This is a genomic window from Streptomyces griseoviridis (genome assembly GCF_005222485.1).
In the GTDB taxonomy this organism is placed as follows: domain Bacteria; phylum Actinomycetota; class Actinomycetes; order Streptomycetales; family Streptomycetaceae; genus Streptomyces; species Streptomyces hintoniae.
This window is the reverse complement of the sequence record NZ_CP029078.1, coordinates 458,818-473,510: the sequence shown is the minus strand read 5'-3', so window position 1 is coordinate 473,510 and position 14,693 is coordinate 458,818. Positions and strand designations below refer to the sequence as shown.

Sequence of the window (14,693 nt, the reverse complement as noted above, 5' to 3'; positions counted from 1 at the left end):
CCGGCGGCGGTGTCGGTGAGGGCGGCGCCGACGGAGCGGGTGAGGCGGGCGGCGGTGCTCGCGGGGAGCGGCTCGGGGTCAGGTGCCTGGTGTGCGGCGGCGGGTGACCAGCAGACGGCACAGGTAGAGGCCGCCGAGGACGCCCGTCATGGCGCCGACCGGCAACTCCGTCGAGGGCAGCACCCGTTGCGCGGCGAAGTCGCTCGCCGACAGCAGCAGCGCGCCCATGAAGGCGGCGGGCACGACCAGCGCGCCGGGCGAGCGGACCAGCCGGCGGCACAGCTGCGGGGCCGCCAGCGCCACGAACGTGATCGGGCCCACCGCGGCCGTGGCGGCTGCGGCCAGGGCGGTCGCCGCGAGCGCCAGGAGCAGGCGGGTCCCTCCCACCGGCACCCCGAGCCCGCGCGCCGTGTCCTCGCCCAGCTCCAGCCAGCCCAGCGTCCGCGCCGCCCCCACCGTGACCGGGGTCAGCACGGCCAGGGCCAGCGCGAGCGGTGTGACGAGCGACCACGTCGTGGAGTTGAGGCTGCCGATCAGCCACAGCTGCGCGTCCTGCGCCTCGTACAGGCTCGCCCGGGTCAGCAGGTACGCGGTCAGGGACGTCAGCATCGCGCTGACACCGATACCGACCAGCACGACCCGGTAGCCGAGGGAGGGCCCCCGGCCGGCCGCGACGGTCCCGACGACCAGCGCGGTGAGCAGGCCGCCCGCGACGGCGGCGACGGCGGTGGCGTACGCGCCGCCGTGGAGGACCACGATCTGCACGACGGCGCCGGTCGCCGCGCCGCTGGTGAAGCCGATGACGTCCGGGCTGCCCAGCGGATTGCGGGACAGGCTCTGGAACACCGCCCCGCTCATGCCCAGCGCGCCGCCGGCGAGCACCGCGCACAGCAGCCGGGGCAGCCGCAGGTCGAGGACGATGAACTCCTCGGCGCCGCTGCCCTGTCCCAGCAGGGTGGCCAGCACCCTGGGCAGCGGCAACCGGAAGGCACCCGTGGTGAGGCTGAGCGCGCCGAGCGCGAGACAGCACACGGCGAGCAGCAGGCAGACGGTCAGGGTGCGCGGCCGCCAGCGCAGCGAGAGCCGCTCGCCACGCAGCCGCAGGACGCGGCCGGGCACGGTGACGGGGTGCGGGACGGCGGGTGCCGTGGGCGCGTCCGCCGTGGGCGCGTTCACAGGGCCGCGATCCTGCGGCGGCGGACCAGGGCGATGAAGACGGGCGCTCCCGCGAAGGCCGTCACGATGCCGGCCTGGATCTCCCCGGGCCGCCCGACGACCCGGCCGAGGATGTCGGAACCGAGCAGCAGAGCGGGCCCGAGCAGCATCGCGTACGGCAGCAGCCAGCGGTGGTCGGGGCCGGTGACCGCCCGCGCCAGATGCGGAACGGCCAGGCCGACGAAGGCGATCGGACCCACCGCGGCCGTCGCCGCCCCGCAGAGCAGGGTGACGGCGACCGCGCCGAGCAGCCGGGTCCTGGTGACCCGGCTGCCGAGGGCGCGCGCGGTGTCGTCGCCGAGCGCGAGCGCGTTGAGCGACCCGGACAGGCCGACGGCGAGCATCGCGCCCACCGCGATGAACGGCAGCACCTGCCAGAACGCGGCGACCGGCACCCCGGCGAGCGATCCGACGCCCCAGAAGCGGAACTGGTCGAACACGTCGGGCCGCAGCAGCGTCAGCACCGAGATCAGCGCGCCCAGCACGGCGCTGACGGCCGTCCCGGCGAGCGCCAGCCGGACCGGCGCGGGCCCGGAACGGCCGCGCGCGCCCAGCAGATGCACGGCGGTCGCGGCGATCCCGGCGCCCGCGAGCGCCGACCAGACGGAGGTCCCCGTACCGGCCTCGCGCCACAGCGCGAGGGTGGCGACGACGGCCGCCGAGGCGCCCATGTTGACGCCCAGCAGACCGGGGTCGGCGAGCGGATTGCGGGTCAGCGCCTGCATCAGCACGCCCGCCACGGCCAGGGCCGCGCCGACCGTGATGCCGAGCAGCGTCCTGGGCACCCGCAGGTCGAGGACGACCGAGGCGTCGACGGAGTCGCTGCCGTGCAGCAGCGCGCGCACGACGTCGCCCGGCGGGATGGCCTTGGCGCCGACCGCGAGGCTCAGGACCGCGACCAGCAGCAACAGGACGCAGGCCGCGAGCAGTCCGGCCAGCCGCAGGGCCGTCGCGCCGCGCCCGGTGGCGTTTGCCGGGGCGGCGCGCCCGGGGGCGAAGGCCGGGGTGGCGGGCCCGGGGGCGGTGGCCGGGGTGGCGGGCCCGGTCCTCGCCTCGGGCGCGCTCACGCTGGGGGTGGTCATCGTGCTCCTCGACGGCGAACGGATATCGACGCAAGGAACCATTGATCAATAAGCTTAGCCTTGCCTAACTAGGTTATGAAGGTCGGTGAGCCGCCCACAAGCCGCTGGAACGCCACGTCATGTCGTCAAAACGCCACCGAAGGGCCGCCTGTCACCCCTCGACGCCCGCACCGCTCCTCGAACCCGCGAAGTAGGCGGCCGGAGTGTGACCGGTGACACGCCGGAACGCGGCCACGAACGCGCTCGGCGTCGCGTACCCGACCCGCTCCGCCACCCGGCCCACCGGCTCGCCCTCGGCGAGATGGACCAGCGCCGCCTGGAGCCGCGCGTGCACCCGCCACTGGTTGAACGTCATCCCCGTCTGCGCGAGGAACAGCCGCAGCAGCGTCCGCGCGCTGGAACCGATGGCGTGCGCGAACTCGTCGAGACCGCGCGGGTCGGCCGGCTCGTCGAGGAGCAGCCCCGCCACCTCGCGTGCCCGCGCGTCCGTCGGCAGCGGCAGCTCGAACACCGCGCCGTCCGTGGGTCGCAGCACCTCCACCAGGACCGCCTCCGCGTGCGCGCGGGCCGCGGCGGACGGTTCGCCCGCCAGGTACCCGATGAGATGCCGGGCCAGCGGCGACACGGCGAGCACGGTCGGCGCCGTCCAGGTGAACGGGCAGCCCGCCGGGTCCAGATACACCCCTTGCAGCACCGTCTCCCGCAGCGCGGCCGTGGTGTGCCGCACCCCGCCCGGGATCCACAGCGCCAGATGCGGCGGCAGGACCCAGCAGCGGTCCTCTATCCCGACCATCACCACCCCGGAGCTGGCCCAGGCGAGTTGGTGCTCGTCGTGCGCGTGCCGCCCGAAGGACTGCCCGCGGAACATCTCGAACCGGGCGAAGTCGATGGAGTTGTCCTGCGTCATACGAGCTGTTCCCGGTCTCGGGCCAGGCGCTCCCGACACCCGCGGGGCCTTGGCTGATGTGCGACATACGGTGGCGCACCGCGCTGTTTACGCCACTTGTGAGGTAACCCTAACGTGGCGAGGTGACCGCACCCGCCCTGACCGGACGGCCGACCGCCGCCCCGGCGCCCCTCGACGCCCCGCCCGACACCGCACCCGACGCCTCGCCGCGCGCGCTGCTGTGGCGGTCCCTGCGCGCCCGGCGCCGCGACCTCGCCCTCGCCTCCCTGTTCTTCAGCAGCCACCAACTCGGCGAGGCACTGGTCCCGGTCATCGTCGGCGCGGCCGTCGGCAACGCCGTCCAGGACGGCACCCCCGGCCAACTGGCCGGCTGGCTCGGCCTGCTGGCCGCCGACTTCCTGCTCCTCTCGCTCTCCTACCGGTTCGGCGCCCGCGCCGCCAAACGCGCCGCCCAGCACACCGAACACCAGGTCCGCGGCCTGCTCACCGGGGCGGTGCTGCGCCCGACCGGCGGTGTCCGGCTGCTCCCGGGCGACCTGCTCAGCCGCGCGGCGGGGGACGCGGAACGCGTCGGCGCCTACGCCCGCACCCTCGCTTCCACCGTCGCCGCGGTCGTCGTCCTGCTCGCCGCCGCGCTGCTGCTCGTACGGATCTCGCCGCCGCTCGGCGCGCTCGTCGTGGCCGGCACCGCGGGGCTGCTGGCCGCGCAGCACCGTCTCTCCGCAACGCTGCGCCGCACCAGCGCCGCCGAACAGGCCCACCAGGCCGGTGCCGCCGCGCTCGCCGAGGACCTCATCCGCGGCCTGCGCGTCCTCAAGGGCATCGGCGCCGAGAGGACGGTGGCCGCCGACTACGCCCGGGTCAGCCAGGACGCGGTGCGGGCCGCGCGCCGCGCCGCGTCCGCCGAGGCCGCGCTGCTCTCCCTGGGCACGGCGTTCACCGGCCTCTACCTCACCGCCGTCGCGGCGGTCGGCGGCCGGCTCGCCCTGGACGGGCGGCTCGGCCTGGACGAGTTCATCGCCGCGCTCGGGCTCGCGCAGTTCGTGATCGGCCCGATGCGGGTGGTGGCCGCGGCCCGCGCGGGACACGCCCGCGCGCTCGCGTCCGCCGCCCGCCTCCACGAGGTGCTCGTCACTCCGCCGGCCGTGACCGACCCAGGAGAGACGACGGGCGCCCCCGGGGCCGGCGGCAGGCGGCGGGTCCCGTCCGACGCCGGGGAAGCGGTCACGAACCGGCTCGGGACGGACGCGGTCGTCGTCCGCTCCGGGGGTGGGGACGGGGGCGTGGCGGAGGGCGGTTCTGGGGGCGGGGATACGGGCGTGGCGGAGGGTCCCGGGCGCGGGGATGCGAGCGCGTCGGAGCGCGGTGCCGGGGGTGGGGATGCAGGCGTGGCCGAGGGTCCCGGGGGTGGGGATGCGCCCGCGTCGGAACGCGGTCCCGGCGGTGGGGACGCGAGCGCGTCGGAGCGCGGTGACGGGGGCGGGGATGCGAGCGCGTCGGAACGCGGTCCCGGGCGCGTCGCCGCAGGGCCGCCTGGGAGCGACGGGGTGACGACGGTGCTCGGCGACGGCGACCTGGAGTTCCGCGGGGTCCGGCTGCCCGACGGGTCCGTCCTGGATGCCCGGGTGCCCGGCGGGGCCATGACCGGACTGGTGTGCGACGCGCCCGCCGTCGCCGAAGCCGTCACCGCCCTGCTCGCCCGTGAGTTCGACCCGGCCGAGGGCGCCGTGCTCCTCGGCGGCACCGACCTCGCCGCCCTCCCGCTGGAGACGCTGCGCGCGACCGCCCTGGTCTGCCCGCACGAACCCGCCCTGCTGCCCGGCACCCTCGCCGACAACCTCGGCGCCCTCTCCGACGGCGACGCCGCCACCGCCGAAGGCGCCCGCGCCGCCCTCGCCGACCAGGTCGTCAACGCCGCGCCGCACGGCGCCGGAACCTCCGTGGGCGACCGGGGCGAGACCCTCTCGGGCGGCCAGCGCCAACGCGTCGCCCTCGCCCGCGCGCTCGCGGCCCGCTCACCCGTCCTCGTCCTGCACGACCCGACCACGGCGGTCGACGCGGCCACCGAACACACCATCGCCGACCGGGTCCGCCGTACCAGGGCCGGCCGCACCACGCTGGTCATCACCAACAGCCCGACCTGGCTCGCCCGGTGCGGCCGGGTCGTGCACCTGCACGGCACCCCCGCCGCGGCCCGCTGCGACACCGGCACCCATACGGCCCTGCTGGCCGAAAGCCCGGCCTACCGACGGACGGTGACCCGATGACGACATCCGCCCCCACCCTCCTGCCCGTCGCCACCGGACGGCAGACCCGGGCCCATCTCCGCCGGGTCCTGCGCGGGCGGGGCCCGCTGCTCGCGGCCGTCCTCGCCGCCCTCGTCGTCGACAGCGCGCTCGCCCTCGCCGCACCCGTCGCCACCGGGCGCATCACCCAGGCCATCGCCGACGACCGCGCCCCGAGCGCCCTCGTCGGACCCGTCCTGCTGGTGGCCTGTGCCGCCGCCGCGGCCGCCCTCACCGGCTGGGCCGCGGCCGTCCTGCTGGCCCGGCTCGTCCTGCCGGTGACCGGACGGCTGCGCGAGGACGCCGTCGCCGCCGCCCTCGCCCTGCCCGTCGACGTCGTCGAGGCGGGCGGCACGGGCGACCTCGTCGCACGGGTCTCGGGCGACGCCGACCGGGTCACCACCGCCGCCTCCGGCGCCCTGGGCGACTTCGCCTCCGCCGCCCTCGCCATCGCCGCCACCCTCGTCGGACTCGCCGCCCTCGACTGGCGGTTCGCCCTCGCCGGGCTCCTCGCCGTGCCGATCCAGGCCCACACCCTGCGCTGGTACCTGCGCACCTCCCGCCCCATCTACGCCGACGGCAGGACCGCCGACGGCCGCCGCGCCTCGGCCCTGCTCAGCGCCTTCACCGCGCTGCCCACCCTGCGCGCGCTGCGTCTCGGGGCGAGCCGGCGCGCCCACGTGGAGGCGGCGTCGGAGCAGGCCATGACCTATGAGTTCCGGGCGACCAGGGCGGCCACCCGCTTCTACGGACGGCTCAACGTCGCCGAGTTCATCGGTCTCGCCGCCATCCTGCTGGTGGCGTTCGTCCTGGTCCGCTCGGGCACCGCCGACATCGGCGCGGCCACCACGGCGGCCCTCTTCTTCGTCGGCCTCTTCGACCCCGTCAACACCATGCTCGGCACCTTCGACAGCGTGCAGCAGGCGGGCGCCGGGCTGGCCAGGATCGTCGGGGTCGCCACCCTCGGGCCCCCGGACGACGGCCGACCGGACGACGGCCGACCGGGCGGCGGTCGGACGGAGGGCGGCCGACCGGGCGACGGCCGACAGGACGGCCGCCCGGACCGCACGGCGACGGTGCCGTCCGGGCCGGCCGGCGCGCCGCTCGCCGTCCGGGGCGTCCACCACAGGTACCGGGGCGGACCCGATGTCCTGCACGGCATCGACCTCGACCTGCCCGCGGGCCGGCACCTCGCTGTCGTCGGCGCGACCGGGTCGGGCAAGTCGACCCTGGCCACGCTGATCGCGGGGCTGCGCCCACCGCACACCGGGCACGTCTCCCTCGGCGGCGTCGCCACCGCCGACCTCGCTGCCGCCGCGCCGGACGGCCGCCGCCGGATCGTGCTGGTGACCCAGGAACACCATCTGTTCCGGGGGACCCTCACCGACAACCTCCGCCTCGCCCGCCGGTCCGCCTCCACCGAGGACATCGCGTCCGCGCTCGCCGCCGTGGGCGCCGCCGACTGGGTCGCCGCGCTGCCCGACGGCGCCGACACGGTCGTCGGCACCGGCGCCACGGAGCTGACCGCGGGCCAGGTCCAGCAACTCGCCCTCGCCCGCGTCCTCCTGCTCGACCCGGAGGTCGTCGTCCTGGACGAGGCGACCGCCGAGGGCGGCAGCGACGCGGCCCGCACCCTCGACCGGGCCGCCCGCACCGTCACCGAGGGCCGCACGGCGGTCGTCGTCGCCCACCGGCTGTCCCAGACGGCCACCGCGGACACAGTCCTGGTGATGGACCACGGACGGGTGGTGGAACACGGCGACGGCGACGAACTGCGGTCCTCGGGAGGCGTGTTCGCGGACCTCTGGGCGGCCTGGTCGAGCGGCGGCGGAACCGGGCGAACGGGGTCGGGGCGGTGTAAAGGGGGCCCGGGGCGGCGTGACCAGGGCCCCGGGCGCACCGACACGTGAGGAGCGCGTCTTGACGTCGGGGCGCGGGGACCAGGACGCGCCGGGGCGAGGCGCCATGACGAGGGGGCGTTGGGGCGAGGTGCCGGGGCGAGAGCACGCCGGGACGACGCCCGGCGGCACCGTCGCTCACGTCTCCCGCAGGGGCTGGTACTCCTGCGCCGACACCCCGAACGTCCAGGCCACGCCCTCCCGGGCGGTGCGTGTGGACGGCGGCACCCGCAGCCAGTACGTGCGGACCGTGCCGTCGGGCTCAGGCGTGGAGTTGAGGACCTCCACCATGACCACCGCCTCGTCGCCCGCCAGGGAGATCCGCCACAGCGTGCCGGTCTCGTCGCGGTCGATCGGCTGCGCGCCCGAGTCGGTGAGATAGCGGTCGTAGCCGTAGTGCTCCAGCATCACCCGGCGCAGTTCGGCGTTCTCCTCGGCCCTGATCCGCTCCGGTGTCAGCGCGGCCAGCTCCGCGAGGAACGCGGCCGGCACCGGCATGCCCCGCCAGGCGTACAGCGCGAAGCCGTCCGGGAAGGCGAGCGCGGGACCCGCGCCGTTGTCGAGGCGCCCGGCCTCGTCCCGGGTGAGCGTGACCGGCCGTTCGCACACCACCGCGACCTCGGCGAACGGCCACCACCAGCCCGCGGTCCGGCACACCTCACCGAGTCCGTCCAGCGGCGCCCGGTCGGTCGGGAAGGCCGCGAGCCACGGCGCGTCGTGCTGGCCGAGCACGGCGTCCAGCAGGATCAGCTGGATCTCCGCCCGCGCCCGCTTCCGTTCGAGACGCTCAGGCGCCTCGGCGTCGGCGGTCGGCTCGGGGACCGGCACCGTGCCCAGCAGGTCGTCCAGGACTCCCTGCCGTATCCGGTCCACCAGCGACCGCGTCGTCTCCCAGAGCCTGCCGCCGGTCGCGCCCCAGTGCGCCGACCAGCCCGCCGCCCCCAACTCCTGGTGCAGCCGCGCCCGTTCCGCCGCCCACGGCGTGGTCCGCACCGCGTCCCTGACGCTCGGTCCGGTGTCCGTCATGGCCCGGATCAGGGTGACCGCCTCGCGCGGCGAACCGGCCCACACCACCCGCTCCGGCTCGTCGAGACCGGCCCGCCGGTAGGCCAGCCGCACCCCCTTCTCGGCCGCGACCCGGTCGGCGGGCGTGGCCCGCGCGGCACACGCGCGCCAGAATCCGTTGGCCTCCGACACTTCCGACGCCACCATCGCCTCAGATGACTCGGACGACCCGGATGGCGCGGACACTCCCGCGGCCTTCTCGGGCCCGGCCGCCGACGCGAGCCCGTCCGGCGTCCCCGTCTCCGCCCCGTCCACACCGTCGATCACGTTCATCGCCCCGTCACTCACCTTTCCTCGCCACCGTTCTCGCCCCTGCGCCTGTGCCTGTGCCTGTGCCTGTCCGCGTCCCCGGGTGCGCGACCCGCGCCCGGCGCGCCGCCGTCCCCGCTCAGTCCGCCACGATCCGCACCGAGCCCGGCACGTACTCCCGCTGCCTGATCACCCGGAACCACCCCTTCGGCAGGGCGATGGGACCGTGCTCCTCGTGCACCACCCGCCCGCCCTGCGGCAGATGGAGCAGGAAAGGTCCGAACGGGCCCGGCTCCCGCACCAGTTCCCCCGGGCCCACCACCGCGTGGGCGTGTCCGGTGACCTCGCCCAGCGCCAGCACCAGCCGCCCCCGTCCGTCGCGCGGCTCCCTCGGGGCCGCCGCCACGTGCGACGGCACCGCCTCCTCGGCCACGGGCACGATCAGCACATCTCCCTGCCGGTACACGGCACACCTCCGTCCGGCCGGCGCACCCTGCGCCGACCACCTGCCCACGACAGTAGGAGCCACCACTGACAACGGCCCCGGATCCCGTCGCCGCACGGGCCGTTCGTCCACCCTCCGCGCCGCGTTGTCAGTGCCGGTTGGTAGAACTGCGACCACCACGGAACGCATCCACTTCTCCCAGGAGCAGCCGCATGACCATCGGTGACCACCTCGACTCCCTGTACCGGCTGCCCGCGTACACCTTCCCCGGCCCCGACGCCGCCAAGGACGACCTGCCCGAGGCCGACGGCTGCGCCTGGCGCGTCACCAGCGACGTCTACGACGCGGGCGAGGAGTGGGAGGCCGCCTTCGCCCGGTTCTGCGAGGACGTCGACACCACCCGGGTCCGCGCCCTGATCGTCGGCGCGTGGTCGGAGGCGTACGACAGCGCCTCGACCTCCGTGGTCGACGCGCTGGTCGCCGCCAAGGACCGGTTCCCGGCCCTGCGCGCCCTGTTCATCGGGGACATGGTGATGGAGGAGTGCGAGATCTCCTGGATCCACCAGACCGACCTGTCCCCGCTCCTGACGGCCTTCCCGCGGCTGGAGGAGTTCGGCGCGCGCGGCGGCACCGACCTGGTCCTCCCCGCCGTCAACCACTCCTCGCTGCGCCGGCTCACCCTGGAGACCGGCGGCCTGCCCGCCGAAGTGGTGCGCGGGGTCAGCGCCAGCGACCTGCCCGCACTCGAACACCTCGACCTGTGGCTCGGCACCCCGGACTACGGCGGCGACAGCGAGGTGGCCGACCTGGAGGGCATCCTCTCCGGCGCCCGCCTGCCCCGCCTGCGTGAACTGGCGCTGCGCAACAGCGAGATGCAGGACGCGGTCGCCGCCGCCGTGGCCGCCGCGCCGGTCGTCGCCCGCCTCGAGGTCCTCGACCTGTCCATGGGCGTGCTGACGGACGACGGCGCCACCGCCCTGCTCGCCGGTCAGCCCCTCACCCACCTCAAGAAGCTCGACCTGCACCACCACTACCTGACCGAGCCGGTCGTGGAGCGGATCCGCCAGACCCTGGAGGCCGCGGGCGTCGAGGTCGACCTCGACCGCGCCGACGCCGACGAGGACGAGGAAGACGACGGCACCGTCTGGCGATACGTGTCCGTGGGGGAGTGACGTCCGAGCCATGCGCTACCACCCCTCCCACCTCAAGCGGTTCCACGACCTGCCGGTCCACGACTACGAGCCGGGGCAGGACGGCCGCCGCCGTCCCCTGCCCGAACCCGCGGCCGTCGCCTGGCGGGTGCGCGCGTCCTGGGAGCAGCCGTTCGAACCGCTCTGGCGGTGCTTCCTCGACGACGTCCGCACCGAGGACGTCACCGCCCTCGTCGTCGGAGCCTGGTGGGAGGAGTGGGACGAGCACGGCATCGACCCCGTCCTCGGTCTCCTGCTCGCCGAGGCGCGCCGCTTCCCGCGCCTGCGCGCCCTGTTCCTCGCCGACGTCGAGTCCGAGGAGTCGGAGATCTCCTGGATCCGCCAGGGCGACCTCACCGGCGTCCTGCGCGCCTGGCCCGAGCTGACGGAGCTGGGCGTGCGCGGCGGTGAGGGACTGCGGATCGAGCCGCTGCGCCACGACCGGCTGCGCACGCTCCGGGTCGAGTCGGGAGGTCTGCCCGCCGAACCCGTCCGCGCCCTCGCCTCCTGCTCCCTGCCCGCGCTGAACAGCCTGGACCTGTGGCTCGGCACCGCCGGGTACGGCGGCGACTGCACCGCCGTCGACGTGAAGGCGCTGCTCTCCGCGCTCGGCCGGTGCGCGGGGCTGCGTCATCTGGGGCTGAAGAACAGCGACTTCCAGGACGCCGTCGCCGCGGCCGTCGCCGAGGCGCCGGCGGTCGCGGGCCTCACCTCCCTCGACCTCGGCATGGGCACCCTCGGCGACGAGGGCGGCGCCGCGCTGCTGTCCGGGCAGCCCCTGACCCATCTGCGCCATCTCGGCCTGCGCCACCACTTCATGGGCGAGGAGATGGCGCAGCGGCTGCGCGGTTCGCTGGAACCGCACGGGGTCGCCGTCGACATCACCCCGGCCCGCGTCCGCCCGTACCGTCCGGAGAGCCGCTATGTCGCCGTCGGTGAGTGAGACGGGCCGGCGGTTCGCGGTCGTCGGCAACCCGGACAACCGCCGCGTCGCCCTCTTCGCGGACGCGGTCCGCGCGGCCGGGCTGCCCGCCCCCCGGGTCGTCGCCTGGCTCGACGTCCTGCGGGACGGCGGCGCCGACTTCGGGGCCGAGGAGATCGTCCGCGTCGACTCGCCGGGGGAGGACGAGGAGGTCGACCGGCTGCTGCGGGGCGAGGGCGAACCCACCCGGGTGGAGGGCTCGGCCCGCTGGTACGCCGGGCTGACCGGGGCGCTGGCCGGGCTGCGCGGCGGGCTCAGGCTTGACGACCCGGACGACCTCGCCGTCCTCTTCGACAAGCGCCGCTGCCACGCCGTCCTCGACGCGGCCGGTGTCCCGGTGCCCGCCTCGCCCACCTCGGGACCCGCCGCGCCCCCGGTGCGCGGCTGGGACGACGTGCGCGCGCTGATGCGGGAGCACCGCATGCCGCGCCTCTTCGTGAAACCGGCGCACGGCTCGTCGGCGTCCGGCGTGCTGGCGGTGGAGTCCGGTGGCGGCGGCCGGATCAGGGCGACCACCTCCGTGGAGCGCACCGCCGACGGGAGCCTCCACAACTCCCTCGCGGTGCGCCGCTACGAACGCGAGGCGGACATCGCAGCGATCGTCGACGCGCTCGCCCCGGACGGCCTGCATCTGGAGCGCTGGCTGCCGAAGGCGTCCCAGGACGGGCGGGCCGCCGACCTGCGGGTCGTCGTGGTCGCCGGGCGGGCCACCCATGCCGTGGTCCGCACCAGCCGCACCCCCCTCACCAACCTCCACCTGGGAGGCCGTCGAGGCGATCTCGACGCCGTCCGGCGGTCCGTCGAGGCCGCCGGGGCCCGCTGGTCCGACGTGCTCGGCGTCTGCGAACGCGCCGCCGCCTGCTTCCCGCGCACCCTCTGCGTCGGCGTCGACCTGCTGCCCGCCGTCGGCTGGGGCCGCGCCGCGGTCGGCGAGGTGAACGCCTTCGGTGACCTGCTGCCCCGCCTCACCGGGCTGCCGGGCAGCGGCGCGGAGGGCCTCGACACCTACGCCACCCAGGTCGCGGCGGCCCTGCACCGCCACCCGCCGGCACCCGGACCCGATGCCCACCGCGCCCTCCTCACTCCTCTCTGACCGCGTCCTCCACCGCAGCCACCTCACCTCAGCCGCCGTCACCACTGATCCCGCGCCACCCGCACCACCCGCTCCGAAAAGGACCCCGCATGCCGCCGCCCGCCCCGACGTCCCCGCCGGACATGAACGAGATCGTCGGCAGTCACGACCTGCTCCTCGTCACCCTCGACACCCTCCGCCACGACGTCGCCGTCGAACTCGCCGCCGAGGGGCGGCTGCCGAACCTCGCCCGCCATCTCCCGGACGGCCGCTGGGAGGAACGGCACGCACCCGGCAGCTTCACCTACGCCTCCCACCAGGCGATCTTTGCGGGCTTCCTGCCCACCCCGGCCGCCCCAGGACCGCACCCGCGGCTGTTCGCCGCGAGCTTCGCGGGCAGCGAGAGCACCGCCGACGGCACCTTCGTCTACGACACCCCCGACCTGGTCTCCGGCCTGGCCGGCGCCGGCTACCGCACCGTCTGCGTCGGCGGCGTGGGCTTCTTCAACCGGCGCGGCCCGCTCGGCTCGGTGCTGCCCGGCCTGTTCCACGAGGCGCACTGGGAACCGGAGTTCGGCGTCACCTCACCCCACTCGTTCGAGAACCAGGTGACCCGCGCCGAGGAGATCGTCCGCGAACTCCCCGCGCGCCAGAAGCTGTTCCTCTTCGTCAACGTCTCCGCGCTGCACCAGCCCAACTGGTTCCACCTGCCCGGCGCCACCCGCGACGCCGGGGACAGCCGCGCCACCCACGCCGCCGCCCTGGAGTACGTCGACCGGCACATCGGACGCCTCTTCGCCGCCGCGAGCAGCCGAAGGCCCTGCTTCGCGATCGTCTGCTCCGACCACGGCACCGCCTACGGCGACGACGGCTACACCGGCCACCGGCTCGGCCACCCGTCCGTGTGGACCGTCCCGTACGCGCACTTCTTCCTCGACCCGGCGGAGGCCGCCCGATGACCGTCGCACCGCAGGCCCCCGCCACCGCGAGCCCCTACCAGAGCTACGTCTACGCCTACCCGCACAAGACCGCCTACCGGCGCCTGCCCGACCGGCCCGCGCTGCGCACCCTCTGGGCGGACCAGCCGAAGGACGCGCTCTCCCTCTACCTGCACATCCCGTTCTGCGAGGTGCGCTGCGGCTTCTGCAACCTCTTCACCCGCATCGGCGCACCCGACGGCCTGACCACCGCCTACCTCGACGCCCTCGACCGGCAGGCGGGCGCGGTGCGCGAGGCGCTCGGCGACGGCGGCCGGTTCGCCACCGCGGCCTTCGGCGGCGGCACCCCCACCTTCCTCACCGCGGCCGAACTGACCCGGCTCTGCGACATCGCCGAACACCGGATGGGCGCCGACCTGCGCGCCGTCCCGCTCTCCGTCGAGGCGTCCCCGGCCACCGCCACCGCCGACCGCCTCCAGGTCCTCGCCGAACGCGGCGCCACCCGCCTCAGCCTCGGCATCCAGAGCTTCGTCGACGCCGAGGCCAGGTCCGCGGTCAGGCCGCAGCGCCGCGCGGAGGTGGAGAGCGCGCTCGGCCGCATCAGGGACGCCCGCATCCCCGTCCTCAACATCGACCTCATCTACGGCATCGACGGCCAGACCGAGCACACCTGGCGCCACTCCCTCGACGCCGCTCTCGCCTGGCGGCCCGAGGAGCTGTACCTCTACCCCCTCTACGTCCGCCCCCTCACCGGCCTCGGCCGCCGCACCGGCACGGACACCGACCCGGCCTGGGACGCGCAGCGGCTGCGCCTGTACCGCGCCGGACGCGACCACCTCCTCGCCCACGGCTACGTCCAGCAGTCGATGCGGATGTTCCGCCGCGCCGACGCCCCGCCGCAGACCGCCGACGACTACGCCTGCCAGACCGACGGCATGATCGGCCTCGGCTGCGGCGCCCGCTCCTACACCTCGGGCCTGCACTACTCCTTCGACTACGCCGTGGACATGCACGAGATACGCGGCATCATCGACGACTACGTCGCCCGCCCCGCCGCCGACTTCGCGCACGCCGAGATCGGCCGCCGCATCGACACCGACGAGGCGCGCCGCCGCCATCTGCTCCAGTCGCTCCTGCAGGCCGAGGGGCTGGAGCACGCCGACTACCTGGCCCGCTTCGGCGCCGCCCCGGCCGACCACTTCGGCCCCGAACTGACCCGCTTCGCCGACCGCGGCTGGCTCACCGACGACGGCGCGGTGCTGCGCCTGACCCCCGAGGGCCTCGCCCACTCCGACGCGATCGGCCCCGACCTGTTCTCCCCGGCCGTGCGCTCCGCCATGGCCGCCTACGAGCGGAAGTGACCGG

Annotated in this window: 12 protein-coding genes; 7 read left to right on the top strand and 5 right to left on the bottom strand. The window is 75.7% G+C overall.

The genetic code is table 11. From position 1 onward, the window contains the following. Positions 1-78 precede the first annotated feature (78 nt). The 3 genes from DDJ31_RS01925 to DDJ31_RS01915 form a co-directional block, all read right to left on the bottom strand. Positions 79-1,176, bottom strand: a complete 1,098-nt coding sequence (locus tag DDJ31_RS01925; protein WP_127182048.1) for a FecCD family ABC transporter permease — start codon at positions 1,174-1,176, stop codon at positions 79-81. Beyond that, the gene (locus DDJ31_RS01920) at positions 1,173-2,297 is read right to left on the bottom strand and encodes a FecCD family ABC transporter permease (RefSeq protein WP_127182049.1); all 1,125 of its coding nucleotides are present in this window, start codon (positions 2,295-2,297) and stop codon (positions 1,173-1,175) included. Before DDJ31_RS01920 ends, DDJ31_RS01925 begins: the two co-directional genes overlap by 4 nt. A gap of 151 nt (positions 2,298-2,448) precedes the next feature. Then, entirely contained in the window at positions 2,449-3,204 is a 756-nt protein-coding gene (locus DDJ31_RS01915) for an AraC family transcriptional regulator (RefSeq protein ID WP_127182050.1), read from the bottom strand. 122 nt (positions 3,205-3,326) lie between these two features. On the opposite strand from DDJ31_RS01915, the gene DDJ31_RS01910 reads away from it, so the two are divergent. Further along, positions 3,327-5,471, top strand: coding sequence for an ABC transporter transmembrane domain-containing protein (locus DDJ31_RS01910; RefSeq protein WP_127182051.1), 2,145 nt, complete (start codon positions 3,327-3,329; stop codon positions 5,469-5,471). Continuing rightward, positions 5,468-7,399: an ABC transporter ATP-binding protein gene (locus DDJ31_RS01905; protein WP_127182052.1), complete on the top strand. Its 1,932-nt coding sequence runs from the start codon at positions 5,468-5,470 to the stop codon at positions 7,397-7,399. The genes DDJ31_RS01910 and DDJ31_RS01905 overlap by 4 nt, the downstream gene beginning before the upstream one ends. 126 nt (positions 7,400-7,525) lie before the next feature. On the opposite strand, the gene DDJ31_RS01900 is transcribed toward DDJ31_RS01905, so the two are convergent. Continuing rightward, positions 7,526-8,599: a DUF6745 domain-containing protein gene (locus DDJ31_RS01900; RefSeq protein WP_127183001.1), complete on the bottom strand. Its 1,074-nt coding sequence runs from the start codon at positions 8,597-8,599 to the stop codon at positions 7,526-7,528. 241 nt (positions 8,600-8,840) lie between these two features. Continuing rightward, positions 8,841-9,167, bottom strand: a complete 327-nt coding sequence (locus DDJ31_RS01895) for a hypothetical protein (RefSeq protein ID WP_127182053.1) — start codon at positions 9,165-9,167, stop codon at positions 8,841-8,843. Between the two features lie 191 nt (positions 9,168-9,358). On the opposite strand from DDJ31_RS01895, the gene DDJ31_RS01890 reads away from it, so the two are divergent. From DDJ31_RS01890 to DDJ31_RS01870, 5 genes are all read left to right on the top strand, one after another. Then, a complete protein-coding gene (locus DDJ31_RS01890; protein WP_127182054.1) occupies positions 9,359-10,318 on the top strand; it encodes an STM4015 family protein in 960 nt (319 codons plus the stop codon). Positions 10,319-10,328: 10 nt separating this feature from the next. After that, positions 10,329-11,279, top strand: coding sequence for an STM4015 family protein (locus tag DDJ31_RS01885; protein WP_127182055.1), 951 nt, complete (start codon positions 10,329-10,331; stop codon positions 11,277-11,279). Beyond that, positions 11,260-12,411, top strand: coding sequence for an STM4014 family protein (locus tag DDJ31_RS01880; RefSeq protein WP_127182056.1), 1,152 nt, complete (start codon positions 11,260-11,262; stop codon positions 12,409-12,411). The genes DDJ31_RS01885 and DDJ31_RS01880 overlap by 20 nt, the downstream gene beginning before the upstream one ends. Before the next feature lie 122 nt (positions 12,412-12,533). Then, positions 12,534-13,349, top strand: coding sequence for an STM4013/SEN3800 family hydrolase (locus tag DDJ31_RS01875; protein WP_127183002.1), 816 nt, complete (start codon positions 12,534-12,536; stop codon positions 13,347-13,349). Further along, complete coding sequence (locus DDJ31_RS01870; RefSeq protein ID WP_127182057.1) at positions 13,346-14,689, top strand: STM4012 family radical SAM protein; 1,344 nt, start codon at positions 13,346-13,348, stop codon at positions 14,687-14,689. The genes DDJ31_RS01875 and DDJ31_RS01870 overlap by 4 nt, the downstream gene beginning before the upstream one ends. Positions 14,690-14,693 lie beyond the last annotated feature (4 nt).

Bases quoted from the DNA above. Each gene is read 5' to 3' on its own strand.
- DDJ31_RS01920 (WP_127182049.1), bottom strand. From the start codon at position 2,297: ATGACCACCCCCAGCGTGAGCGCGCCCGAGGCGAGGACCGGGCCCGCC.
- DDJ31_RS01915 (WP_127182050.1), bottom strand. From the start codon at position 3,204: ATGACGCAGGACAACTCCATCGACTTCGCCCGGTTCGAGATGTTCCGC.
- DDJ31_RS01905 (WP_127182052.1), top strand. From the start codon at position 5,468: ATGACGACATCCGCCCCCACCCTCCTGCCCGTCGCCACCGGACGGCAG.
- DDJ31_RS01900 (WP_127183001.1), bottom strand. From the start codon at position 8,599: ATGGTGGCGTCGGAAGTGTCGGAGGCCAACGGATTCTGGCGCGCGTGT.
- DDJ31_RS01890 (WP_127182054.1), top strand. From the start codon at position 9,359: ATGACCATCGGTGACCACCTCGACTCCCTGTACCGGCTGCCCGCGTAC.
- DDJ31_RS01885 (WP_127182055.1), top strand. From the start codon at position 10,329: ATGCGCTACCACCCCTCCCACCTCAAGCGGTTCCACGACCTGCCGGTC.
- DDJ31_RS01880 (WP_127182056.1), top strand. From the start codon at position 11,260: ATGTCGCCGTCGGTGAGTGAGACGGGCCGGCGGTTCGCGGTCGTCGGC.
- DDJ31_RS01875 (WP_127183002.1), top strand. From the start codon at position 12,534: ATGAACGAGATCGTCGGCAGTCACGACCTGCTCCTCGTCACCCTCGAC.
- DDJ31_RS01870 (WP_127182057.1), top strand. From the start codon at position 13,346: ATGACCGTCGCACCGCAGGCCCCCGCCACCGCGAGCCCCTACCAGAGC.